The sequence below is a fragment of the Streptomyces sp. NPDC044044 genome (assembly GCF_056434405.1).
The window spans coordinates 1058073-1081302 of the sequence record NZ_JBWKFG010000001.1; the positions used below are offsets into that span (position 1 = coordinate 1058073).

The 23230-nt window shown below is 67.7% G+C and carries 20 protein-coding genes and 3 pseudogenes; 10 read left to right on the top strand and 13 right to left on the bottom strand.

Annotated features, from left to right (window positions below):
* Nucleotides 1-656: 656 nt before the first annotated feature.
* Together AC07AG_RS05160 and AC07AG_RS05165 are read left to right on the top strand one after the other, a co-directional pair.
* Nucleotides 657-1568 carry a GNAT family N-acetyltransferase gene (locus AC07AG_RS05160; RefSeq protein ID WP_478751937.1) on the top strand — a complete coding sequence of 304 codons (912 nt, stop codon included), beginning with the start codon at nucleotides 657-659 and terminating at the stop codon, nucleotides 1566-1568.
* A 311-nt stretch (nucleotides 1569-1879) separates the two neighbouring features.
* Nucleotides 1880-2005: pseudogene (locus AC07AG_RS05165) on the top strand (IS256 family transposase); the annotation flags it as partial.
* A gap of 136 nt (nucleotides 2006-2141) precedes the next feature.
* On the opposite strand, the gene AC07AG_RS05170 reads toward AC07AG_RS05165, so the two are convergent.
* Nucleotides 2142-2873, bottom strand: a complete 732-nt coding sequence (locus AC07AG_RS05170) for an SDR family NAD(P)-dependent oxidoreductase (protein ID WP_478751939.1) — start codon at nucleotides 2871-2873, stop codon at nucleotides 2142-2144.
* Nucleotides 2874-3071: 198 nt separating this feature from the next.
* Here AC07AG_RS05170 and AC07AG_RS05175 point away from each other — a divergent pair, with 198 nt between their 5' ends.
* Nucleotides 3072-3470: a winged helix-turn-helix transcriptional regulator gene (locus AC07AG_RS05175; RefSeq protein ID WP_478752241.1), complete on the top strand. Its 399-nt coding sequence runs from the start codon at nucleotides 3072-3074 to the stop codon at nucleotides 3468-3470.
* Between the two features lie 306 nt (nucleotides 3471-3776).
* Here AC07AG_RS05175 and AC07AG_RS05180 read toward each other — a convergent pair whose 3' ends face one another.
* The 3 genes from AC07AG_RS05180 to AC07AG_RS05190 form a co-directional block, all read right to left on the bottom strand.
* A complete protein-coding gene (locus AC07AG_RS05180) occupies nucleotides 3777-4358 on the bottom strand; it encodes a hypothetical protein (RefSeq protein WP_478751941.1) in 582 nt (193 codons plus the stop codon).
* A 286-nt stretch (nucleotides 4359-4644) separates the two neighbouring features.
* A complete protein-coding gene (locus tag AC07AG_RS05185) occupies nucleotides 4645-5352 on the bottom strand; it encodes a helix-turn-helix transcriptional regulator (protein ID WP_478751943.1) in 708 nt (235 codons plus the stop codon).
* Nucleotides 5349-6533 carry a threonine synthase gene (locus AC07AG_RS05190; RefSeq protein ID WP_478751945.1) on the bottom strand — a complete coding sequence of 395 codons (1185 nt, stop codon included), beginning with the start codon at nucleotides 6531-6533 and terminating at the stop codon, nucleotides 5349-5351. Before AC07AG_RS05190 ends, AC07AG_RS05185 begins: the two co-directional genes overlap by 4 nt.
* A gap of 444 nt (nucleotides 6534-6977) precedes the next feature.
* On the opposite strand from AC07AG_RS05190, the gene AC07AG_RS05195 reads away from it, so the two are divergent.
* The gene (locus AC07AG_RS05195; protein WP_478751947.1) at nucleotides 6978-7325 is read left to right on the top strand and encodes a hypothetical protein; all 348 of its coding nucleotides are present in this window, start codon (nucleotides 6978-6980) and stop codon (nucleotides 7323-7325) included.
* Nucleotides 7326-7462: 137 nt separating this feature from the next.
* On the opposite strand, the gene AC07AG_RS05200 is transcribed toward AC07AG_RS05195, so the two are convergent.
* From AC07AG_RS05200 to AC07AG_RS05210, 3 genes are all read right to left on the bottom strand, one after another.
* On the bottom strand, nucleotides 7463-7831 hold the full coding sequence (locus AC07AG_RS05200) for a hypothetical protein (protein ID WP_478751949.1): 369 nt from the start codon (nucleotides 7829-7831) through the stop codon (nucleotides 7463-7465).
* Between the two features lie 356 nt (nucleotides 7832-8187).
* Entirely contained in the window at nucleotides 8188-9675 is a 1488-nt protein-coding gene (locus tag AC07AG_RS05205) for a SulP family inorganic anion transporter (protein WP_478751951.1), read from the bottom strand.
* Between the two features lie 8 nt (nucleotides 9676-9683).
* Nucleotides 9684-10274, bottom strand: a complete 591-nt coding sequence (locus AC07AG_RS05210; RefSeq protein ID WP_478751953.1) for a carbonic anhydrase — start codon at nucleotides 10272-10274, stop codon at nucleotides 9684-9686.
* Nucleotides 10275-11002: 728 nt separating this feature from the next.
* On the opposite strand from AC07AG_RS05210, the gene AC07AG_RS05215 reads away from it, so the two are divergent.
* Complete coding sequence (locus AC07AG_RS05215) at nucleotides 11003-11473, top strand: hypothetical protein (RefSeq protein WP_478751955.1); 471 nt, start codon at nucleotides 11003-11005, stop codon at nucleotides 11471-11473.
* 157 nt (nucleotides 11474-11630) lie between these two features.
* Here AC07AG_RS05215 and AC07AG_RS05220 read toward each other — a convergent pair whose 3' ends face one another.
* Complete coding sequence (locus AC07AG_RS05220) at nucleotides 11631-12278, bottom strand: hypothetical protein (protein WP_478751957.1); 648 nt, start codon at nucleotides 12276-12278, stop codon at nucleotides 11631-11633.
* Between the two features lie 475 nt (nucleotides 12279-12753).
* On the opposite strand from AC07AG_RS05220, the gene AC07AG_RS05225 reads away from it, so the two are divergent.
* Nucleotides 12754-13224, top strand: coding sequence for a hypothetical protein (locus AC07AG_RS05225; protein WP_249592611.1), 471 nt, complete (start codon nucleotides 12754-12756; stop codon nucleotides 13222-13224).
* Between the two features lie 253 nt (nucleotides 13225-13477).
* On the opposite strand, the gene AC07AG_RS05230 is transcribed toward AC07AG_RS05225, so the two are convergent.
* Together AC07AG_RS05230 and AC07AG_RS05235 are read right to left on the bottom strand one after the other, a co-directional pair.
* Nucleotides 13478-13672, bottom strand: coding sequence for a hypothetical protein (locus tag AC07AG_RS05230; RefSeq protein ID WP_478751959.1), 195 nt, complete (start codon nucleotides 13670-13672; stop codon nucleotides 13478-13480).
* Between the two features lie 452 nt (nucleotides 13673-14124).
* Nucleotides 14125-15303: a PP2C family protein-serine/threonine phosphatase gene (locus AC07AG_RS05235; protein WP_478751961.1), complete on the bottom strand. Its 1179-nt coding sequence runs from the start codon at nucleotides 15301-15303 to the stop codon at nucleotides 14125-14127.
* 1075 nt (nucleotides 15304-16378) lie between these two features.
* Between AC07AG_RS05235 and AC07AG_RS05240 the strand changes: the two genes are divergently transcribed.
* Nucleotides 16379-16717 (top strand): helix-turn-helix domain-containing protein, encoded by a 339-nt coding sequence (locus AC07AG_RS05240; RefSeq protein ID WP_478751962.1) that lies wholly within the window; start codon nucleotides 16379-16381, stop codon nucleotides 16715-16717.
* Nucleotides 16718-17854: 1137 nt separating this feature from the next.
* Here AC07AG_RS05240 and AC07AG_RS05245 read toward each other — a convergent pair.
* Nucleotides 17855-18886 (bottom strand): GlxA family transcriptional regulator, encoded by a 1032-nt coding sequence (locus AC07AG_RS05245; protein WP_478751964.1) that lies wholly within the window; start codon nucleotides 18884-18886, stop codon nucleotides 17855-17857.
* 154 nt (nucleotides 18887-19040) lie between these two features.
* On the opposite strand from AC07AG_RS05245, the gene AC07AG_RS05250 reads away from it, so the two are divergent.
* On the top strand, nucleotides 19041-19979 hold the full coding sequence (locus tag AC07AG_RS05250) for an alpha/beta hydrolase (protein WP_478751966.1): 939 nt from the start codon (nucleotides 19041-19043) through the stop codon (nucleotides 19977-19979).
* 156 nt (nucleotides 19980-20135) lie between these two features.
* Here the strand turns inward: AC07AG_RS05250 and AC07AG_RS05255 are convergent.
* A pseudogene (locus AC07AG_RS05255) lies at nucleotides 20136-20562 on the bottom strand (transposase); the annotation flags it as partial.
* Between the two features lie 182 nt (nucleotides 20563-20744).
* On the opposite strand from AC07AG_RS05255, the pseudogene AC07AG_RS05260 reads away from it, so the two are divergent.
* Nucleotides 20745-21521 (top strand): annotated as a pseudogene (locus tag AC07AG_RS05260) (IS5 family transposase); the annotation flags it as partial.
* Between the two features lie 326 nt (nucleotides 21522-21847).
* On the opposite strand, the gene AC07AG_RS05265 reads toward AC07AG_RS05260, so the two are convergent.
* Nucleotides 21848-22474: a class I SAM-dependent methyltransferase gene (locus AC07AG_RS05265; RefSeq protein WP_478751968.1), complete on the bottom strand. Its 627-nt coding sequence runs from the start codon at nucleotides 22472-22474 to the stop codon at nucleotides 21848-21850.
* A 63-nt stretch (nucleotides 22475-22537) separates the two neighbouring features.
* Here AC07AG_RS05265 and AC07AG_RS05270 point away from each other — a divergent pair, with 63 nt between their 5' ends.
* Nucleotides 22538-23200 (top strand): TetR/AcrR family transcriptional regulator, encoded by a 663-nt coding sequence (locus tag AC07AG_RS05270; protein ID WP_478751970.1) that lies wholly within the window; start codon nucleotides 22538-22540, stop codon nucleotides 23198-23200.
* The last annotated feature ends 30 nt before the right edge of the window (nucleotides 23201-23230 follow it).

The window sequence follows — 23230 nt, forward strand, 5'->3', positions numbered from 1 at the left end:
GAAGGGGGCGGCGGGATAGGGAAAGCCAGCCGGGGCAAACGTGGTCGTTCTCGAGAAGCGGCAGGCCATTGGACGGCTGCGGCTGCCGCCCGCAAAGCGCACCGAGCCCGCACCGACACGCTGCGGCTGCTCGCGGGCAACAGCCTGGTCCACACCATGGTGGCGTCGAACGTGAACAACGTGATGGCAGAGATGACCACGGTCCTGATGAACAGCGACGCGCCCGAGGTCAGCTGGAGGCCGCCCTCGCCATCGTGCGCGGCATGCAGGGACCGTTGGGCGCAGGAAGGCAGGACCTCCGTTGCAGCACTAGGGTTGCCAAGCCAGCTCGTCTGCCCTGGGGGTCCTATTGTCGCAGTTCTAGTGCGAAGTTCATCGCCCCAGGTCAGGAAGGCACTTTCGGGTTTCTGCCCCATCAGCCGCAAACCAGGTGAAACGGCGAGGCTAGGGGCTTCGTCGGCACGGTTCGCCATTTCCGTGGACGGACCTGTCGGTGGCCAAGTAGCGTATGGCTCCGGACCACGCCGCGTGAGGCGAACGGAAGGAGGCGAGTGCCGTGCAGTTCTCAACCATCCAGCGCTCCCTCCCTGCTACCCCGGTGTGGCACCTCTGATTCGACCGGGAGCGCTCCTGCCGTACGCATCCCGGAGGAACCCATGACCGATACGGTCATCCGCGCGCTCGCCGAGAGCGACGCCCATCTGTTCGACGCGCACCCCGACCCATTGAACGCCCGTGCCGCGCACCAGCGGACCACGCACCGCCCCCACTGGAAGCGGGTGGCCCTGCGCGACGGCGCCGTCGTCGCCCGCGGCGCCTGGTGGGGCGGTCCCGATGACGAGGAACCCATCAACCTCAACTGGTTCGACGTCGCCGAGGGCGAGGTCGAGGCGGGGGCCGAACTCCTGCGCTCCGCCCCGTGGCGGGTCGAACTCGAGCTCAACCTGCCCGGCGACTGGCGCGAGCACCCCGCCCTGGCCGCGGCCGCCGAGACTCGCTTCGCCGCCGCCCGGGCCGCCGGCTACGAGCTTCTGGTGGAACGCTTCCTGTACCGCTGGACCCCGGAACGCGGGCTGCCCGAGCGGCCCGGACGCCTCGTCTTCGGCCCCGAAGCCGACGACGCGCTCTTCTTCGACGCGCTGCGCCGCATCCACGCGGCCACGCTGGACGCCCACGCGCTGAAGGCCATCGAGGAGGGCGGCCTCGACCAGGCCGCGCGGGAAGAACTGGAATTCTTCCACTGGTGCCCGTCCCCGCGGGAATGGTGGCAGCTCGCCCGCACCCCGGAAGGCGAACTGGCCGGCATCCACATCCCGGCGCACAACCCCTCCGGACCGACCATCGGTTTCATCGGCGTCCTGCCGGAGCATCGCGGCCATGGTTACGCCTACGACCTCCTCGCCGAGTGCACCCACTTCCTGGTGGAACAGGGCGCGGAGGTCGTCACCGGCGCCACGGACCGGGGCAACTTCCCGATGGCCGCGAACTTCACCAAGGCCGGTTTCCCCGTGGTGCGCGAACGAATCAACTTCCGCCCCCTTGCCCGGGCCGCCTCCAGTGCCCGCTGACATCACCGGCTGACACCAACAGTGGCGGTCGTGGGCGACCACTGGCGAACCTGCACGGCAGCCGTAGTCCTATCGATCGTGAGGGCGGTTCTGGACGAACAGGTTGCCTGGGCAGGTGATTTCGGCCGGTTGGGCGCAGGAAGACAGGACCTCCTGTGCAGCACGGGGGTTGCGAAGCCAATTCGTCGAGCAATGCTCATGACCTGTGGATCAGTGTCGGGGACGCAACGCGAAGGGCGTACCTTCCCGAATGATCCTGTGATGGTCATCGAGTGGTCCGACGTTGGTGCGTCGGTAGGGAAGGCACGCCCGTGCTCACGGTAGTCAATGCTGACGGCTCCACGCCAAACGGCTCCCTGATCGACGAGATCCTCCGCGAGGGCGCCCGGCGGATGCTGACCGCCGCCCTGGAAGATGAAGTCAACAGCTACATATCCTTTGCAACCGTCCGCCTGCGCACCAAGGTTCCGCCCAGGCCCGGGCCGTGAATGCACCCCACCTCGTCGCCCTCGTCCGCACCGGAGCCCGCTTCGAACGCGGTCGCCTGGTTGAACGCCCCGGCGAGGATGCCGCCTAGCGTGCGGTGCTGATCGGTGCGGCCGGAGTGTCGTGCCCACCTGTCTGGGCGACGAGGGATCGGAAGGAGTCCAGGTCTCCGATGACCTCTTCGACGCGGTTCCTCTGCTGGTACATGCTGTAGTAGCGGGCGCCGATGGCGTCAGGGTCGGCCTCGCCGCCACCGGAGATGACCCCGGAAGCGATCGTCACCGTGCCCGCGTAGATTCCCTGCTGCTTGAGTTCGGCGTGAAGGGTGTGTGCCCAGTTCCGCAAGCCGGCCATGGCCATGCCCACGTTGGCCAGAAAGGGTGCGGGGACCGTCGAGGAGACGCCGGTGGTGAGCAACAGGGTGCCGTCGCCTCGGGCCAGCATCTCCGGCAGCACCTGGCCTACGGCCGTCACCGCGCCCAGCACATGCAGCTCGAACTGCGCGGAGGCGGAGTCGGCCGTGGTCTGTGCGGCGTGGGTGATCGGTCCGGTCGGGCTGGGACTGTATTCGAGCACGTCGATCGGTCCCAGCCTGTCCCTCGCCGCAGCGAGGGCAGTGGTGAGCGCGTCACGATCGCGGATATCGGCAGGAAACGCGGCAGCGGTGATGCCCAGCTCGGCCAGCTCACCGACCAGGGTGTCCAGCTTCCCCTCGGTACGGGCGATCAACCCGACCTGGAACCCCTGGAGGCCGAACGCGCGGGCCACCCCCATCCCCAGCCCCGGACCGGCACCGACAATAACGAGCGTCTTCACCACGACAGATCCTCTCCGATCACCGCGATCGGACCGGTGCTACCTAGCCCCGGCGCCGGTCACTTACTGTCTGTTCGTGGCCCCATGATTTGTTACTAGGATGGCCGCAGCAAGACGGCACATTTATGTCAGTGACGCACACGGAGGTAACCGTTGGCGCCCCGCAGGAACACCTCCCCGGCCCCGCAGCACCGCGACTCCATGCAACCCCCGGCAGCAGACATCGGCCGCGAGCCGGACGAGGAAGCGTGCCGGCAGGTGCTCCAGATCCTCGGGCTGATCGGCAACAAGTGGAGCATCCTGATCATCGGGCAACTCCGCGACCGCACCCTGCGGTTCGGCGAACTACACCGCACCGTCAACGGCATCTCCCAGCGCATGCTCACCCTGACACTGCGGCAACTCGAACGCGACGGCCTGCTGACCCGCACCGTCCACCCCAGCGTTCCCCCACGCGTGGACTACACGCTCACCGAACTCGGCGCGACACTCCTGGATTCCGTCATCGCTCTCGGAGCATGGGCCACCACACACCGCCACGAGATCAACAACAACCGACACTGCTACGACGCCGCACACCCAACGCGAACACCGTCCTGAAGACCCTACTCAATCAGCATTCCCGACTCTGTTGGCGCCGTCGGCGATTCATAGGGCGTGCTGCCATGCCTACCGCGGGGTAGGCGAACCCGCGCTGACCGTGGTCCACCAGCTGCACCGCTCTGACGATGCGCGGCAAGGCTTCTGCCAACGCGCAGTTGAAGGCCAGCCCGATGGCCGCCGTACCGAGTCGCGGCTCGCCGCGTTCGTACGCGGCGTTCCACTCGGCGGGGGGTCGTCGAGGCTCAGCAGACCCTCGCCGCTCTCCCAGCTCCACTCGGATGGCACGACCGGCGCTCCTTCATGTCAGCGTCGTCGACGCAGGGCCTTCCATACGTCTTCGACCGTCTCCCCGGACCGAAGCCACCAGCTCTCTAGCTTGTTGCGGATCCCTGATGCGACCTTCCACCATTTGAACCGCGGAGACAGCTGCCGGAACGGCACGAAGGTCAGGGTGTCCTTGATGGCGTACTCGGCGATGCTTTTGGGGCCCTCCGCGCCCAGCGCGGCGTACAGTTCGGGGGTCAATCGGCCATTGAGTCGCGCCGCGGCACCGACTGCGGTGAACGCGAATCCGCGCTGATCGAGATCCGGCAACTGCATCGCCCTGACGATCCGAGGTGATGCCTGCTCCAGCGAGCAGTTGAAGGCCAGCCCGATCACCGCCGAACCGAGTGGCCACTCACCTCGCTCAAAGGCGGCGTCAACCTCTGCGGGGTCGTCGATATGCGACACGCCCTCGCCGCTTTCCCAGTCCCACTTGGACGGCATCGACTCTCCTCCATCGGAAATCAGTCGCACGGTGGCGGGCGTACCTTCTGCTTCTTGGGGTTGTTGATCATTGATGATCTTGCCGTTTCTTGTCGGTTGTGTACTCGTGCCTGTCAAGAACCACGATCTCGTTGTTGACGTGATCCACGCCCAGGCGCCGGAATTTGGCAGGGTTGTTCGGGTCGCCCAGCGGGATGGATCGGACCAGTGCAGCCTGGCCGTTCGCGGGAGCGCGGCCGCTCTGGCCCTTGGCTGACCCGCTACTGCCCGAACCATGCTTGTCGTACGTCGAGTCGTCGTAGATGCGGGATGCTGCCGGTGGCGGTCGTCCGGTGGGTCGGGGAGTTCGTCATGGATGCGCCTCCTGGGGCAGGGGGCATGTCGCGGCCGGTTGCCAGGGTGTTCATCGGTCTGGTTGCTTCGTGTAGTTGTAGACGGTCGCCCGGGAGACGCCGAGTTGGTCGGCGATGAGTTGTGCGGAGCTGCGGGTCTCGAAGAAGCCCTCGCTGTGTAGTCGGCGTACCAGCTCGCGTTTCTGGCCACGGTTCAGGCCGCGCGGTGTGCTGGAGCGCTGCGCCGCGAAGGAGTCGATGGCCGAGCGGAGTTCGCGTCCGGTGCGGGCACGCAGCGTCTCCAGGGTCTCGCCCTGGTGTTCGGTGTCGGGGGCGACGAGGTTGGCGAGGGTCAAGGCCAGCGGAGACAGCGTGCTGACGTCCAGGTTCAGGCACAGCGCCGCGACGTACCGTCCCTCGGCGTTCTTGATGCCGATCGAAGTGCTCTTGGCCGGGCGCCCGTCGGGGAACTGATTGCTGTAGTTCTGAATAACGCTGGGATAGTCAGGGTCCGCGATGCGGCGTAGGCCCAGTTCGGTGGCGGAGTCGCCGATCTGCCGTCCGGACAGGTTGTTCTCGATGGTGCGGATGGCGTTGTCGGGGCGGCGCAGATCGTGCAGGACGACCTCGCACAGACCGGGAAACATGCGGCCGAGGGCGACAGCAATGCGCTCGGCCTCACGCACGAGGTGCTCGTCTTCCGGTACGAAGCGCTCGTCTTTTGGTACGACGGGCTGGTTGGCGCGTTCGTCATCTGGCCGACCGGTGGAGTGGGTCATCGCGTGCTGCTCGATTCCTGGGCATCGTTACCGTGTCCGGCGAACACCGCGGCCATCTTTTCGGCGGACTTCAGTCCCGCACCGGTGAGCACGACCACGGTCGTCTCGTCCGGAGCGATCTCCCCGGTTGCGATGAAGTGATCGAGAGTCGCCGCGGCGACGCTGCTGGTCGGTTCGGCGTACAGGCCGCGCGCGCTCAGGGCTCGGACCGCGGCGTGAATCTCCGCCTCGGGGACGGCGTAGGCGGCGCCGTCGGAACGGCGGATGGCCTCTACCGCCTCGGGCAACCGGACCGGGTGGGCGATGGACGCGCCCTCGGCGATCGTCGGCACCCGCTCGCCGTGGCCAGCCGGGTCGATGCCGTTGAACGTGTCGGCGATGGTCGCCCAGTGCTCGGGCTGTCCGACGAACAGGCGCGGGCGCTTGTCGATCTGGTCGGCGACGAGCAGTTCACTGAACGCAAGATCGCACCCGATGACGTTGCTACCGGCCCCGGCCACGAGGACTACGTTGTCCGGTGCGGTGAAGCCGAGGGACTCCCACATCTCGTAGGCGATGGTCTTGGTGCCCTGGATGAACATGGGGTGCCAGTTGTGGCTGGCGTAGGGGATCTGCTCCGACTGCCGGATCGCCTCGTCGGAGACTTCGTCGCGTGTCCCGCCCACGAGCTCGACCTCGGCTCCGTAGGCGCGGGCCTGGAGGATCTTGGCCGCCGAGGTGGCGGCGGGAACGATGATCTTGGCGCGGATTCCGGCCGCGGCGGCGTAGGCGGCCACCGCGGAACCGCCGTTGCCCGAACTGTCCTCCAATACGCGCTCGGCGCCGTGGGCCGCGAGGTGCGACATCATCACCGATACGCCCCGGTCCTTGAAGCTGGAGGTCGGGTTGAACCACTCCAGCTTGAAGTGGACGCGTCGGCCGGCCCAGTCGACCGGAACCATCGGCGTACACCCTTCGCCCAGGCTCACCCGGCGGACGGCCGAGACGGGCAGGGCCGCGTGGTAACGCCACAGGGACCGATCGGCGGTGTCGATCTGCTCGGGACGAAGGCCCCGCAGTGCATCGACGGCCAAGGGACTGCCATCCTCGCCGCGCCAGCGGGGATCGTCCAGGGAGTAGAGCTTTCCGGAACGGTCGTACAGGGCAGGGAGGGGGAGGGCTGACTGCTGTGCGGCGTTCATGGGCGGTTCCGGCTTCTACTCGCTCCGAGTTGCTGTCGTGTCGCTGGGGCACGCGTCCCAGCAGGCAGCCTTCCTTCCATCTATCCATTCATCTTAGACGGCTTATCCAGAAATCAACGTGAAGTCTAACCGCTGCGGGGTGATGAAAGAACGTGGCGTGTCGCATGGTTGGCACGTGCGGCCCTGGCTGTCTCGAGGCACCGCCACTCAAGGAGGCATCCGGGCCGGATACCTCGACTCAAGTGATCTCTCTGGACGTTAGGTGTCCGCGGCGGGGTTCGCCGTCAGCTCAGCTCGCCCTCAGTTGGTGCGGCCCTGTTCGACGATGCGGGCCAGATCGCCGGCCACTCGAATGCGGAACGCGTCCGCAATCCCCCTGGCTGCAGTACCGACTCGCTCCCGCATTGCCTGCAATGCGGTCCAGTCCCCAGGAGATGGCCCAGGGTGGCTGAGGAACTCACGCAGGGCTGCTTGGATTTCGATCTCTGCAGTGCCGGCCACACCCACACTGCGGCGGTGACGGTGCAGGTCTGGGACGGGGACCCGCCCGTGGAGGATGACGCGGCGTGGGATGTGCGGGGCGAGGTGGGGTTTGACTTGGTGAGCGGTGATGTCGCCGTGTGGACACCCTCGTTGGGACGCACCGACGACCTGATCGAGCTCGGCAGGAAAGGCCTGTGGCGGGTGCGCGCGCACTGCACCGGTCGTTCCGAGCTTGTTGAGCTGCGGGAGTCACAGGAGCGGGTCGCTGGGGTGGAGTGCTATCTGGTGCAGTTCTTCCCCGTGGGCTGACCCGAGGTTGGGGGCGGCCGCCGTGCGTCGGCCGCCCCCAACGCCGTCAGGATGTGATCTTCACGAGGAACGCGTCGTCCTTGGTGTCGGCGAGCATCCTGTTCTTGGCGTAGAAGCTCTTGAGCAGGAGTCCGGCGTCACGGTTGTGGGCGGCCTTGAGCGGCTTGGACGAGAAGTTGAACTTCTCGGCTTCCGCGGCTGGTGGTGTTGCCTGCGTCGGTGGCACAGGTGTCGGAGCCGAGGCCGCCGTTGGCGATGTCGCTGCTCGCTCCGTCCTGGACGTCGATGTTGTCGTTGCCCAGGGCGCCGCTCATGGTATCGGTGCCGATGCCGCCGTAGATGGTGTCGTTGCCGTTGTCGAACAGGTAGCGCAGGCTGCCGAGGAGGGTCTCGCCGTAGTTGGTGTCGTTGCCGGGCCCGCCGATCAGGATGTCGGCTCCGTTGCCGCCGTTGCCGCCGTCGATGGTGTCGTCGCCAGGCCCTCCGGAGATGGTGTCGCCGACCACAGCAGTTCCATCGGATTGAGTTCGGGTGCGTAGGCCGGCAGCCGCTCCAGCGTCCGCCAGCCCTGCAACTGAGCGCTGCGGTTGGTCCGTTCGGTCGTCCGGGTGCCAGCCAGGCCCTGCATGAGCTGCACGTTCGCAGCGGTCAAAGTCTCGACGTCTGTCACAGTGCGCCACTGTGTCAGGGCGCCGGAAAGCGATCGAACCGCCTTGTCGGCGCTGGGGGGAGCGGCGACACCAGGACACTCCGCGGCGCCCGGAACCTGAGCCCCGATCGCCGACCAGCGTCCCTCTCTCGGGCCCCGCCACGTCAGACAGGGGCCCGAGCGAGGGACGCTACGCTCCCGCGGGAGGGCGCGTCAGCCGGACGTTGCCCGCTCCAACGGCAGCTCAGTGACCTTCACCGGCTCGGTCCCGGCCGCACTGTGCCGCGCCGACCAGTTCTCCAGCGCCGTCCCGCACGCGTGGTCGAGGTGGTGCAGGCCCGAGAGATCCAGCCGGATGGGACGGTCTTGAGGCAGCGCCTCCAGGTTGTCGAGGATCTTCGGCAGCCGCAGGAAGGTCGCATTGCCCGTCAGACGCGCCTCGATGGGGCCGGCGCCCTTGTCGGTGACCTCCAGCCTGATGTGCGAGGCCTGCCAGGCGGTCTTCGCCACGGACAGCGCCAGGCCGATCAGAACACCCTCGAACATGTTCACCGCGACGATCGCCACCGCGGTGACCACCAGGATCAGCGCCTCGCCCCGGTGCGCGCGCCACAGCGTCACTGTCGAACGCAGCGGGATGAGCTTCCACCCCGCATGGACGAGGATGCCCGCGAGGGCCGGGATCGGGATGAGCGCCAGTGCGAAGGGGAGCAACGCCGCGAACAGGAGCAGCCATACGCCATGAAGGACGCGCGAGGCCTTGGTCCGCGCGCCTGCCTGGACGTTGGCGGAGCTGCGCACGATGACCGCGGTCATCGGCAGCGCGCCGAGGAACCCGCTCACGACGTTGCCTGTGCCCTGGGCGATGAGCTCCTTGTCGTACTCGGTGCGCGGCCCGTCGTGCAGCCGGTCCACGGCCGCCGCGCTGAACAGGCTCTCGGCCGACGCGATCAGGGTGAAGGCCAGAACTGTCCCGAGCACGCTCACGTCGGCGAGCCCACCGATGGCGTCGAGCCCGGGCAGTTGAATGGAGCCGGCCAGCCCTTGCACCTCGACCGTGTCTACCGGCATGGCGAATGCCAGAGACGCCAGTGTGGCCAGCGCGACCGCGGCGAGTGCCGCCGGAACGGACCGTATGGGCCGCGGCATCCGCTTCCACACCAGCATGACGGCGATGGTGCCCGCGCCGAGAGCGAGGGATGCGAGGGCAGTAGTGTTCCCGGCGGCATCGACCAGTGCCCGGGGCAGCCCGGAGATCTTACCCAGGCCGGAGGCCGGGGCCGTCGTGCCGGCCGCCGCGTACAACTGGCCCGCGATGATCACGAGTCCGATGCCGGCGAGCATGCCCTCGACGACCGAGACCGAGATGGCCCGGAACCAGCTCCCCAGTCTGAAAGCTCCCATGGCCAGTTGGAGAAGGCCGGACGCGAGCACGATCACCCCGAGTGCGGGCAGCCCGAATTCCTGCACGGCCTCGAAGACCAGAACGGTCAGTCCGGCGGCAGGGCCCGAGACCTGGAAGCTGCTGCCGCGCATCATGCCGGTGACCAGACCGCCCACGATGCCGGTGATCAGGCCCAGTTCGGCCGGCACACCGGAGGCCACGGCGACGCCCACGCACAGCGGCAGGGCGACCAGGAACACGACGAGCGAGGCGGCGAAGTCCTGCCGCAGATGAGGGAATTTCGTCCGGTGGTCCATGGTCGCGCTCACAGGGCCTGGAAGGCGTCGCCGTGCACGTCATGGGCCAGTACGGACCCCGTGTGCACTTCGTAGAACCAACCGTGCAGGCGGAGTTGGTTCTGCGCGAGGCGGCTTTCGACGTAAGGATGGGAACGAAGTCGCAACAGCTGTGTCAGCACGTGGTTCTGCACGGCCTGGGCGACGGCCGGGTCTTCCACCTCCCCGTCGGGCCGGGGCGTCGCGTGCGCGAGCCAGTCGCGCACCGCGGGGACGGAGGTCAGGTCGTCACCGCGTAGCAGAGCGCCCACTGCGCCGCAGTGCGAGTGGCCGCAGACGACGATGTCCTGGACTCCGAGCACCTCCACCGCGTACTCGATGGTGGCCGCCTCGCCCGTGGGCTGCTCGGAGGCGTACGGAGGGACGATGTTGCCCGCGGTCCGCAGCTCGAAGAGCTCACCAGGACGGGCCCCGGTGATCAATGAGGGGACGACCCGGGAGTCGGAACAGGTGATGAACAGAACCTGCGGGGACTGGCCCTCGGCCAGACGGGCAAACTCCTCGGGTCGTGCCGCGGACTGTAGGTAGAAGGACCGGGCGTGATCGATGAGGGGCTGCATATCGGAAAGTTCCTCCTGGCACGCCAATTGACGGCGCGTCGGTTGGTGCGAGGCGGTGGGCTCGACAAGATCCACAGTGACGGAGTGATCCTGAAGACAACCTGAAGCCACCTGAAGCCGTCTTCAGGTGGCAGGTGGCAGGTGGCAGGTGGCAGGTGGCAGGTGGCAGGTGGCAGGTGGCAGGTGGCAGGTGGCCGGTGGCCGGTGGCAGGGTGGGGGCCGACTCACCGCTCGCCGTCCCCCCCCACCTCCCGCTCACACCACGGCGCCTGAATCCCGCGCCCGTCCGCGTCGCTCCAGCGGGCTCCGCACTCCGTTGTCATCGCCGGGCTTGGCTTCCCCGACCTCGCCGACGCCGTGGCAGAGCGGGGCAAGGACTGTTCTCGGGGGCCAGCTCGTCGTGCCGCGTGACGGGCGGCTGGACTTCACCGCCCTCCAGGACCGCGCCCGGCGCCAGCGAGGGGCAGCCGGTCGTTGTTCGGAGCCCTCAGCCAGGCGGCGGCAGCGCCGGTCATGGCGGCCGCGGTCTTTTCGCGTGCGCGTGCCACGGCACCGGTCGCTGGTCGACTGTCGTCACCGGCCACGCGGGCTCCAAGTCCTCGGAGACCTCCCAGTTTCGTCTCACAGCGTGGCCGTCATGTGCACTTCGGGGAACCGGGCGCCCCGCCCGGTCTGTCTATCGATGGACGGGTTCGCGGGCGAGGGGATGAACGGTGATTCTCAATACTGTGGCGATCGGCCTGTCCGTACTGGCGCTGCTCAGTTCGACCTACTTCGCCTTCCAGCAGGTGTCGTCCATGAAGCGCGCCAACTACCTTCCGGCATACCTGGCGTTGCCCAATGATTTCCGGTCACCGACGTTCCATCAACACCACAGATATGTCGTCCAGCGGCTCGGGGCCGAACACGATCCTGATCTTGGGATCTCCGGCCTGCCTGCTGAGGCACAGGAGGCTATCTATGACGTCGCCTTCTTCCTGCATAACTTCGTGATCCTCAGGCGGCTGGGCATCATCGACGACCGCTACTTGATGACGCTCAACAACAGAGTCGTCCGCACGTGGGAGGCCATTGGTCCGTTCGTGCGACGCGAACGCGAGCTGGTCCCGCTACCTCACCTGCTGCAGATTCTTGAGGACTATGCGGAAGTCGCAGCCGCCGTCCCGGCCGACTCGGGCCCGAGCCTGCTCCGGCCCTGATCAGTCGGGACTCTTCATCGAATCCGCGTCGGTCTTTCTACTGGCATCAGATGGTGGCGGTGCAGGCGGTTGCCGATTCCTCGGGTCACACTCCACACAAGCCTGGCCCCATTGGCTTTCGGCCGCTGGGCGATGATCGGCATCATGGTCCGTCGACTCACCCGCCGTGGACCCGGCGACCGCCCTGGAGTTGCTGCGCGAACACGGCCCGGCCGGGCCCGCCTTCTGGCGATTCGGCCGCGACCACCGCGAGCCGCTCCGGGACGCGATCGGCAACCCCGCCGGGACGCCGCCCTCGCCCGATGCCGCGCAGAAGCGGGAGAAGAGCAACGGCGCCGCGAGGCACGGGAAGCCGCGGAGCGGGAAGCCTGGCGCCCGGTGTGTAGGGACTGCGGCGGAAGTTCACCGACGCATGGTGGGCGGCGGTCGACGTACGGGACTGAGGGTCAGTCGCGCGAGCCCCACCCGCAGCTGTGCCAGGACTGTCAGAGCCGGGCTGTCGCAGCCCAGCAGCAGGCCGAAGCCGAGGAACGCGACCGCTGCGCACCTCCACGCCAGGGTTGCCCAACTGCTCCACCGCCGCGGTAAACCGCTCGCTGAGCTGTCCGTGCCGCGTCACCTGCAATTGCCGCCTGGTGAAGAAGGCTCCAACAAGCAATGCCACCCCGGCCAGCCCCTGCAGCAGCGTGGTCCGAATGTCGTTGATTGCCTTCGCGCGGTCTGGAACGCGGGCGCCGGCAGTGTCCTGGGCCAGGAGATGGCGCGGCGCCACGACGACGATCAGCGCGACGAGCAACACGCTCACGACTGCCACACCGACGCCAAGCACCCACGCCCGGCCGGGCTTTCGCACCCCAGAGCCCCGCGCCGCAGGCGGCGACACGTCCCGCACGAGGTGTCCGGGCAACGCTGCGGGCCTTCTCCCTCTACGCGCCGTCCCAGAAGGCTGCGTCCCCGCGCCCGAAGCCAAACGCGGGGTGCGCACACCGCGCCGCTGACCTCAGCTTCGTTCGCATGGCAGGCCGGTGGGCTGAGAGTGAAGTCACCAACCACCGCACCGGGTACTGCCCAGACGTCACCTCCTGGCCGGCCGTCGCTCGCGCCCTGGAAGATCTGGGGCTCGGTCGGCTGGCGGCGGCAGCCGAATCCGGACGTTGTCACGGCTGCGCAACAGCACCGCACGCCTCACGGTTCACCCCGGATTCCCGGCTAGCGTTCCCGTCGCCAGCGCTGGAGACCCGGCGGCCGTCCAACGGCCGCGGGAATTGGAAGGGAACCTCATGAGGCTCAAGCAACTCGGCCGGATCGGTACGGCTGGTGGGCTCACCGTCGCAGCGGTGGGCGCATCGATCGTCTTCACACCGTCCATGGCGTCCGCGGACAGCACCTGGGAGTGCTACGGCAAGCAGGTCAAGCGCTGTGCGACCGTATGGTGGGACGACGAGGCCGACACATACCGGGCACGGGCGAAGATCACAGACACCGCCGGCGGTGGCAACTACACGGTCGCGGTCAACGACGTGAAGCTCCTGCGCTTCAACGGCACCAGGACGCTGACGGTGAAGTCCGCCAAGGACAACGACGGCTGGCACCGCACCCAAGACCTGGCAGGCACCTCGTCGGTCAACCCGTGCAGGTGGCCGACCAACAGTTTCCAGGTGCAGGCGAAGTTCACCTGGAAGAAGCAGGGCGGGACCGCGAGCACCAAGACCTGGCGCCCCGACATGGGCTGGGGCCACGCCTGCAACTGACCGTGTCCGCTCCGGTTTCCTGCCCGAAGCGAACCATCGCGCTCTCGCTCCGGCCAGGGGCACCTGCCCGCCGCCCCTGGCCGGTCCCCGCACGCACGCACTGAGGACGCGGTTTTCACCTCCTGATCCCTCGCGCTGCGATGTCCCCGCCGATCGCGCTCGCGTCGAGCCAGCACCGGCTCATGTCACGGAAAGGGCGCCGGGCCACGGCCACGCTGCGCGAACTGGCCATCGGCGCACTCCGCCTCACCGGCTACGACACCATCGCTACTGGCCCTGCGCAGCACAGCCGAACGGTGCTGTACTTCGCGGTCAGGTTGTCGAACACGGCCTGCGGCCTGGGCTCTCTGGTGGGCTGCGGTTCGTCGAAGACCTTCTTGTCGGCCGTGGGCAGTCCGTGGCCGGGGTGAGCGGTATTGCCGGTGTCCAGGCCGAGGAACACGCCCACGTCGCCGGTGTCGAACCTCGTGCTGGCAAGTCCTTTTTGGCGCGGCTGGCCGGCGCTTCGGTGTCGTTATTGTCGAATCGACTCCAGACGCGCGGTCTGCAGTCGTAGCGTCCAGGGTGCCGGCCCTCGCGGGACCGTGTGACCTTATGCCGCCCACCTCGGGCTGGCTCATGATGAGACTGCTGCCGTTCCGGTGTTCATGCTGCTCGCTGTCGAGATAGCGCGTGGATCGGCGCCGTCGAGCCTGAACTGGGGCCGTTGTACGCGGTGGTGGTTGGCCTCGTCGTGTTCGACGCCGCCAAGCTCGCTGAGATCGGGTGGGCAGAGAACCTTGGCCTGCCCCATGGGCAGAGTGACTCCGCACCCGCCATCAGGGTGTGTGATCCCCCGGTCATGGGATCTGTGCTGCTGCCCCAGGCGGTCACCGCGAAGTGGCCCGCGCTCCTCAGAGGTCAGAACTCTGGTGTCGGTGAGGGAGATGCGCCGGTGAGATCTGCCCCGGTGGCGGCATGCCGTCGGGAGCGCCTGACGCCGTGCCAGTCCAGGCACATGATGGTGGCATCGTCCCTGAGGTGGCCTTCATGTGCGGCGACGACCTTCGCGATCACCGTGCGGGCGGCCTCGCGCGGATGCAGGTTGCCGGTACGCACGATCAGGCTGTCCAGGTCAATATGACCAGCGTTGTGCTCGAGCATGCCGTCGGTGAACATGAACAACCGGTCACCGGCCCTCAGGTCCAGTGGCTGGACCCGGTAAGTGTGCGGGAACGGGAAGCCGAACGGCATGTCGATCTCGACCTTGAGCTGCTCCACCTTCCCGTCGCGCAATCGCAGCGGCCAGGGGTGGCCCGCGTTGAGGAACTCGACTGCACCATCGAGCAGGCTGATGCGCAGGAGCTGACCGGTGACGTATGCCTGTCTGCCGTGGTCGAGCATCGCCTGATGGGCCTGGCGGGCCTGTTCGGCCAGATCGGCGCCCGCCCGCCTGGCCCCGCGCAGCGCGCCCACGGCGAGGGTGGCGAGTAGTGCGGCGTCGACGTCGTGGCCCATCGCGTCAGTGACGGACAGCTGCACGGTGTCGCGGTCGATCACGTAGTCGAAGGTGTCACCTCCGACATGGTCGGCAGGCTCCAGGGCTCCGGCGACCGTGAACTGTGCGGCTTCGCAGGCGAGAGAAGAGGGCAGAAGGCGGTGCTGGATCTCCGCGGCCAGGCTCAGCGGTCTGGTGCGGCGTCCCCACTGGTACACATCGGTGTACGAACGGTTCGCGATGACGATGTAGGCCAGTGCGTGCGCGGTCTCGCCGATCTCCCGCATCGCGCTCTCATCGGGTGCCGAGGGCAAGAAGAGCTCCAGCAGACCGATGGCGTCCCCTCGGTTGGTGACCGGAGCGATGACCCGCACCGTGCACCCGCCGTCCTTGGTCTCCGCGGCCGGCTGCTGGGTGCGGATGACCTCGTCGTACAGGGTCCCGGTCAAGCTGATGCGCTGGGCCGGTTTATCGGTCTCCACATCCCCGGCGGCGCCCAGACGTACCACTGACGTACCGGTGAAATCCATGATGAGGAAGGAAACTCCGGTCGCGTCGAGGCGCTGCCCGAGCATATGGGCGACGACATCGAGTGATTCCACCGGCGGCGCAGCCTCCGCTGCGGCCAACGCTCCGGCGAGCCCTACCGTCCGGGGGCGGTCGCTACCGCCGGACAAAAGCCAAGAGCCGGTCACCTTGTCAGTACCCCGTCGATACGTGCTCAGCATCCATCCTCCCTAGTCTGATCTCCCTCGACGCGTTGTCGTCCTTGGTGCTACCGGGCGAGGGGTGCGCTTACGGGCTTGCCGTCGGGCGCCTGGGAGCGCGAGCAGGCGGTTGACCATAGCCAGCTGAATCCTCCGGTGCCCCGCTCAGGCCGGGGGTGCGCACGCTGGCACGTGCCGATCAAGGAAGCCCGGGTGTTGTCGCGTGCGTCGCCGATTAATGCCGCCGAGCGGAAGCCCGCGGTGCTGACGCTCATCGCGTCCATCAAGTCACCCCGCTCCCTGGATCGTCATGCCCGGCCGTCTCTGAGAAGTGCATGTGCCCCGCCTGCGGCCCGTTAATCCGGCCTATTCCCGTCCTCCATCTCCGTTCACGGTCGACTACCTCACCCTCGAACACGCGGAAATCTATGTCAGCTGGCATAGACATTGTGTGGTGGTGTGGTTATGGTTTCTCTCGTAGCTCAAGGGCACGGCAGCGCCTGGCAGAGACGAACAGCCGGGCATCGGTACGTGCGTTGCAGTTACAGGAGACGGTGCGGTCGTGGAGTTTCGAAGCCAGGGCTGTTGCAGGACGGCGACGGGACTGACGACCGGACCGGGGGGCCCGCAGTGATCAGGGGCCGCCGCGAGCAGTACCGCAGTACGAGCAAGTGCAGTTCGCAGTACCCGCTTGGTAAGCAGTTGATCACCGAGGGAAGAACGGAGGAACCGAGCGCCATCAGGATCGCCCGGGCGGAATTCTGAGTCCGGGTACCGCAGGACATCGATAGTGAGGTGGTCTCCGGTCAAGCAACCGCGATCCCGGCAGTCCCGACAGTCACTCGGTCGGGTCTGTGGAAACAGAAGGCCGACGCAGTATCAGGGTCGGCAGATGGTGTAGCAGTTCCTTCGGGGCCCGGGTGCCAGTACGGCACCCGGGCCCCTCCACGCGTTCCACAGAGAGGTGCAGATGGCAGCAGACGATTCGTTCAGCCGTCTCGATGACGACGACTACCCCGCCTACACGATGGGCCGAGCTGCCGAGATGCTCGGCACGACACAAGGTTTCCTACGCGCCATCGGCGAAGCACGCCTCATCACCCCGCTGCGCTCCACGGGCGGCCACCGCCGCTACTCCCGCTATCAGCTGCGCATCGCCGCCCGCGCCCGGGAACTCGTCGACCAGGGCACGCCCGTCGAGGCCGCCTGCCGCATCGTCATCCTCGAAGACCAGCTCGAAGAGGCCCAGCGCATCAACGCCGAACACCACCGCGCCACCGGATCAGAGAACCCGGCGACCACGGTCTGAATGAGGAAGGGGAGTCGCGCGGCTTCCCGGCTTAGGCGTTGCAGGTGGCGTAGGTGCAGTGGGCGTCGGCTGCCGGAGGCAGCCACTCGGCCGGGTCCTGCTGTGGATCGGTCCGAATGCCCGCGCTGTGGTGCCCTGCCTCGTGGTGCAGCCGTGGAGAAGCTGTATCGGTCGTGGACGAACTTGAACCACGGTGTGGGCCTGTGTGCCGCATAACGATCGGCCGGTCTCGAATCGTCGACACTGGGGGAGTGCGGTGGGGCGGTGCAGTTGGTTCGGTGCGGAGGTCAGCGCGGCGCCGGCCGCTGATGAACGTGGCGAGCAGCCCTGCTACCACGACGATGCCGACGATGAGGAAGATCAGCGAGCCGCCACCCTCGACGGCGAGAACAGTCTGACGGTGAGTCTGCACAACGATCAACTACCCGATCTATGGCGAACAGTTCAACGTGTCGCTGGCTTGGAGGGAAGCGCCGCCGTGTACGGGTCGGTGGACACGCAGCGGAGAGCTGGAAGCGATCTGCCGTGAGGACCGCAAGCAAGCGTGCGCCGCCCTGCATCACCGTCGGCCTCACTTGACGTCCTGCCCGGCTTCGGGCATAGGCAGGTGGGGGCGATGGCCATGGGGAGGCTACGGATGCCAGCCTCACACGAGACGGGGCGGGTGTAGCGATGCGAGGTTCTACGCCGCAAGGGCACAGGCCATCAGGGTGCACGAGATGGCAGTGTGCGGGGCGGCGATCTCTCTTGAGGGCGAAGCCGTGGCAGTCGGTCGCGATCCGGCAGGGCGACCTGACCGCCGCCGTGCCGCAGCGTTCGTACGATGTCATCGTCACCAACCCGCCTTACGCGCCGTTCCCTTCCTTACTCTGCGTCGGCGCGGCGAACGAACCCGTCACACACCTTGTTGATCCATCCATCGAATGTGCGAAGGGGCGTCTAGCCTGCTGGTTCGCGGCCTCCTGGCGGGCAGCCTGACCAACGACTGACTGATCCCACCTCACCATCAAGAGCGCGTCGCTGCGCCACGCGCGCTGACCGGAACGCCGACGCACCGCCCGCGCTCCGCGGCCTCTCGGCGCCGCCGACTCCCTGTGCAAGCGGTCGTGTTCCCGGGGTACCCCGCGCCGAACGGCGTCACGTGCCTGCGGACGGGACCCGCTGGTCCTCGGAGAGGGGCGGTGCGAAGGCAGTGGTGGCCGAGCGGAATGCCCTCCGGTAGGCAGACGGGGTGATGTCCAGAGCGGTGCGCATGTGCTGCCGCAGGTTGGTGCCGCTGCCCAGGCCAGCCCTGGCGGCGATGTCGTCAACAGGCAGTTCGGTCGACTCCAGCAGGTGGCGTACGTGTGCCAAGCGGGCGGAGGCGAGCCATTCGGCCGGGGAGAGTCCGGTCTCCTGTCGGAACCGCCTGGTGAAGGTCCGTACGCTCATGTGGCAGTGGGCCGCGAGGTCTTTGAGGGATGGCCGCCGATCCAGGTGTTCCGTCATCAGCGTCCGCGCCCCGGCCGTCGAGGTCCCCGCGTCCTCCCGGACCGGGTGCTCGATGTACTGTGCCTGCCCTCCGTCTCTCATGGGCGCGACGACGTTGTACCGCGCCACCCGGTTCGCCACGGAACTGCCGTGGTCCTCCCGGACCAGGTGCAGGCACAGGTCGATGGCGGCCGCGCCGCCGGCTGACGTCAGGATCCCGCGATCGGCGATGTAGAGCGGGTCGGTGTCGAGGTCGACTGCGGGAAAGAGCCGCCTGAACTGCTGTGCGTAGCGCCAATGGGTCGCGGCCCGGCGGCTTTCCAGCAGGCCGGCGGCCGCGAGCACGAACGAGCCGGTGCACAGGGACACCACCCGGGCGCGGCGCCTGGCCGCACGGCGCAGCGCTTCGGCGACGGAGACATCCACCGCGCCGGCATCCAGTACCTCCGGGCAGCGGGTGCCGGCGACGATCACCGTGTCGGCGTGCTCCAGCAGGGACAGGTCGCCCTGCGGCGTGACGCCATAGCCGTTCACCGTCGGTACCGGGGCCCCGTCCGGGGTGAGGGTGCGTACCTCGTAGGCCGCGGTACCCGCGCGGGTTTCGACCGAGGCAAGCATCTGGGCCGGGATGCTCAGGTCGAAGGCCACCACCGGTGCGAGGGCCAGGACGGCCACATGATGCGGTGCCGCAACAGTCATGGCCCAATAGTTGCACATAGTGGCCCTCGGGCCACTTCTGTACCGCTCGTGATCGGCAGAGACTGATGTCAGTTCCGCACAACAGACCGAACAACAGACCGCACAACAGGCCGGGCAGCACCCGGTCGAACACCCGGAAGGTGCCCATCCAGCCATGACTGCCCCCGCTGTCGATCCCGAGATCCAGACCCTGCTCGACACCGCCGACACCGGCGTCTTCCCCGTCCATGGCCTGGACGACGTCCTCGCCGACCCCCAGCGCTACGCACTGCTGCGTGCACACCCCGACACCCCCGTCGACGACCAGGTCACGGTGCGAGACCTGTACATCCCCGGCCCCGCAGGACAACTGCGGCTGCGCGTCTACCGCCCCGACACCACCGAAGACCTGCCGATCATCCTCTACATACACGGCGGCGCCTTCACCTACGGATCCCCCGAGGCCGAAGAGGGACGCTCCCTGCGCTACGCCCGCGACGCCCACGCCGTCGTCGTCTCCGTCGACTACCGCCTGGCCCCCGAACACCCCTACCCGGCCGCAGCCGACGACGCCTACGCCGCCCTGACCTGGATCGCCGACAACCCGGCCGAACTCGGCGGAGACCCAACACGCATCGCGGTGGCCGGCGGCAGCGCCGGAGGGAACATCGCCGCCTCCACCGTGCTCCGCGCCCGCGACCAGGCGGGCCCGCACCTGCTCTTCCAGTCCCTGACCTACCCCAGCCTCGACGGCAGTCTCACCAGCGCCTCGGCACGGGAGTTCACCGATACCCCGGTCTTCAACCGGGGCGCGCTGGAACTGGCCGTGCAGTACTACACGAAGGACGGCCACGCCGACCCGTACGCCTTCCCGATCTGCTCCACCGATCTCAGCGGCCTGCCGCCCACCTACATCGCCGTAGCCGAGATCGACCCGCTGCGCGACGAGGGCCGCGACTACGCCGCACGCCTGTCCGCCGCCGGCGTCACCACCGAACTCGTCCAGGTCCCCGGTGCTGTCCACGGCTTCGACCTTCTCTTCCCCCAGGCCCGCATCAGCGAGCACAACCTCACCGACCAGGTACGCACCCTGCGCGACGCCCTCCACCCCTGACTGAGCTTGAGTTTTAACCTCGCTGAAAGGAGCGCTTCCGCGGCGGCGCAGCTCAGCGCATTGACTAGCGAGCGAGCGAGCGAGCAAGCGAGGCCCGTGCCGGGAGAGGGTGAGACCTTCGGTCATGTGCCGGAGCTGGTCGGCGGTGACGGACGCGGCGACGAAGGAGTACGGCCAGCCCGGGATGATCTGTGGGGCTGCCTTCGAGCGGCCGTGGACGTGGCGGAAGAGGCGCTCCGACGCGCAGGCGGCGTCCGAGCGCAACCAAGGGGAGACGTCCACGGTGAGCACGAGATGCCCGTCGAACCGAGGCAACGGCAGCGATGCCAGCAGATCCCGTAGCTGGTCGGTATCCAGGCGGCCGTGGTTGAGCGCGCCGTACAGCGAACCGTAGCCACGGCGATGTTCAGCCGTCAGCGACAGCTCGACCGGTGTCCGCACCGGCCCGTCCGCACACAACAGCGCGTCGGTCAGCTCGAAGAATGCATCCGCCCGTGCGGACGGACACCCGCAGACGGCTGTCCGGAAGCCGGAACAGTTCGGCGAATCCCTTCCCCTCGCAGACCGGTCCCAGCACGCTCATCCCACGACCCCCTCGTGAACTCCCCGCGCCCCCAGCAGAGTTCAGGATCACGAGGGGGTCGTCTCCATGCCCGGCGGTCACCCCAAAGAGTGACGGTCCAGACCAGCGTTAAGAATCAGGTTTAGGGCTTGTCGTGAAAGTGGATCCTGGTCGCCGAGTCCACCGAGTGCCGGTTCACAGGTCCGGCGTCGCCGGTACGTGTCCAGGGCGGCGGGCGACGGCGGTGTGATGACCGTGCGGTACTGGCGGCGATCATCTTCGTTGCCACGTCGGGCTGTGCCTGGAGGCAGTTGCCGCCGGTGTTCGGGGCTTCCCGGTAGACAGTCCATCGACGTTTCACGGACTGGTCCAGGGCCCGAGTGTGGGCCACGCTGCACCGCGTCGTGCTCGATGAACTCGGCTCCCGTGGCGAGTTGGACTGGGCGCGATGCGCGATCGACTCCGTGAGCGTCCGCGCAGTCAAAGGGGGCCCTCAAAGGGGGCTCCTGACCGGACCGAATCCGACCGATCGCGGCAAGAGGGGGTCGAAGATTCACATCATCTGTGACCGCAACGGGCTGCCGATCTCGGTCGGTGTCTCCGGCGCCAATCTCCACGACAGCCAAGCCTTGGTGCCGTTGATGCAGGGCATCCCTCCGATCCGCTCCCAATACGGCCCTCGACGTCGCTGCCCGGCCAAACTGCACGCAGGCAAGGGTTACGACTTCGACCATCTGCGCAACTGGCTGCGCCGCCGCCAGATCGGTCCCCGCACCGCCCGCCGTGGCGTCGAAGTTTCCAACCGCCTGTGCCGGCACCGATGGGTGGTAGAGCGCACGATGTCGTGGTTGAACGGATGCAGGCGCCTACATCGCCGCTACGAGCGCAAGCCCGAGCACTTTCTCGCCTTCGCCGGGATCGCCAGCACCCTCATTTGCTATCGAGGGTGCGCCGCTCGATGTGCTCTCGAAGCAGCTTGATCGCGGGCTGGTGGTCGTACTGCGTTGCGACCTCTAGCGGGCTGTCCCCGTAGGGATCACGCAGTTCTGGATCTGCGCCGAAGGCGAGACAGTTCGGGTATTCGTGATGTTCTACCGCCAATGCTGCCTGATCGGGCGTGAGACCCCATGGCGGCCGTCTCTCAGAAGTGCCTCGCACAACGCGCGGGTTTCGAGAGGACATTGCGAATGGTGACCTGCGGAAACGTGATCACTTCCGGCGCTCTTGCAGAACTCTCACAGATGTTCGTTTATGAGAACGGCCGCGCGCGACAGCCGCAGCCCGAAGCTGCCCGGTGCGACTGAGCTCATGCAGAGTCGGCGCCGCGGCGCAGCGTGAACCAGAAAGTCGGGACCGGGTTCGTGCCGGGCGTCACGTCGTCCAGCTGCCACCCAGCGAACCTGGCCCTGAGTTCGTCCGCAGTGACGCCGGACCACGAGTCGTCAAACGCCCCGGGCCCGTACCCGAACATCAGCAATCGCGCACCGGGGGCGGCACGCTTGGTGAGGCCGGCTGCGTAGGCGTCGCGGCGGTGCGGTGGAATCCCGCAGTAGCAGCTCAGGTCGAAGAACAGGTCGTACGGACCGGGCACGCCCACCTCGTCGAGACGGGTAGCGTCCCCGCACAGCACCGTGACGTCCTCTCCCGCAGCGTCGGCCTTCTCCCGAGCCTGCCGTACCGCGCGGTCGACCAGGTCGACGGCCGCCACTCGCCAGCCGTGCCGGGCCAGGTACACCGCGTTGGTCCCGGTGCCGCAGCCGAGTTCGAGGGCATGGCCCGGCATCAGCGCACCGGGCCCCTCTGTCAGAGCCACCAGCTCGGGCGGCGTGATGCCGCTGTCCCACGGCGGCTTGCCGTCCCGGTAGAAGTCCTCCAACACGCGGCGCACATAACCCTCTTGCTCGAGCTCAACAGCCGTCCGAGTCTCACTCATCGCTACCCCTCCAAGAAATTAGAGTTCATCTCTAGTGACTGACTCTAGAGATAGACTCCCGGCATGGATGCGGTCAAGGGATCCGACGGACAGAACATCAAGCGCCCCGACAAGAGGGCCGAGCGCTCGCGGCGTACCCGCGAGAAGATCGTTGCGGCGGCGCGGGAGCTGTTCGTCGCGCAGGGGTACGGTGCGACAAGCCTTCAGGAGGTTGCGGATCGCGCGGGTGTGGCCGTCCAGACCGTGTACTTCGTGTTCCGAAACAAGCGCGCGCTGTTCAAGGACGTCGTCGACACGTCCATCGCGGGCGACGTCGAACCGGTCGCCACGATGGACCGCGACTGGTTCCGCGCCGCGTGCGCCGAGCCCACCGCGGCCGGGCAACTGCGCGCTCACGTACGGGGTGTACGCGACATCCTCGGCCGGGTCGCCCCGATCATGCCGTTGATCGCGGCTGCGGCCGCCACGGACCCGGAGATCGCCGCGCAGTGGCCCGCCGGCCCCGACCCGCGCTATACCGTCCAGCACGCCGCAGCGAAGGCACTGACCTCCAAGCCCGACGCCCGCCCCGACGTCGATACCGCCCGCGCCGCCGACCTGCTGTACGGGCTGCTCAGTCCGGAGCTATACCTGATCTTCGTCCGCGACCGGGGCTGGTCCCCCGACGCCTGGGAGGAGTGGGCATGTGTGGCCCTGACTACCCAGCTCTGCACAGACCACGAGTAGGCCACCGACTCTTCGGCGACAGCCGCCGAA

Bases quoted from the DNA above. Each gene is read 5' to 3' on its own strand.
- AC07AG_RS05190 (WP_478751945.1), bottom strand. From the start codon at position 6,533: ATGAACGCCGCACAGCAGTCAGCCCTCCCCCTCCCTGCCCTGTACGAC.
- AC07AG_RS05250 (WP_478751966.1), top strand. From the start codon at position 19,041: ATGACTGCCCCCGCTGTCGATCCCGAGATCCAGACCCTGCTCGACACC.
- AC07AG_RS05185 (WP_478751943.1), bottom strand. From the start codon at position 5,352: ATGACCCACTCCACCGGTCGGCCAGATGACGAACGCGCCAACCAGCCC.
- AC07AG_RS05160 (WP_478751937.1), top strand. From the start codon at position 657: ATGACCGATACGGTCATCCGCGCGCTCGCCGAGAGCGACGCCCATCTG.
- AC07AG_RS05205 (WP_478751951.1), bottom strand. From the start codon at position 9,675: ATGGACCACCGGACGAAATTCCCTCATCTGCGGCAGGACTTCGCCGCC.
- AC07AG_RS05270 (WP_478751970.1), top strand. From the start codon at position 22,538: ATGGATGCGGTCAAGGGATCCGACGGACAGAACATCAAGCGCCCCGAC.
- AC07AG_RS05265 (WP_478751968.1), bottom strand. From the start codon at position 22,474: ATGAGTGAGACTCGGACGGCTGTTGAGCTCGAGCAAGAGGGTTATGTG.
- AC07AG_RS05245 (WP_478751964.1), bottom strand. From the start codon at position 18,886: ATGACTGTTGCGGCACCGCATCATGTGGCCGTCCTGGCCCTCGCACCG.
- AC07AG_RS05175 (WP_478752241.1), top strand. From the start codon at position 3,072: ATGCAACCCCCGGCAGCAGACATCGGCCGCGAGCCGGACGAGGAAGCG.
- AC07AG_RS05225 (WP_249592611.1), top strand. From the start codon at position 12,754: ATGAGGCTCAAGCAACTCGGCCGGATCGGTACGGCTGGTGGGCTCACC.
- AC07AG_RS05210 (WP_478751953.1), bottom strand. From the start codon at position 10,274: ATGCAGCCCCTCATCGATCACGCCCGGTCCTTCTACCTACAGTCCGCG.
- AC07AG_RS05240 (WP_478751962.1), top strand. From the start codon at position 16,379: ATGGCAGCAGACGATTCGTTCAGCCGTCTCGATGACGACGACTACCCC.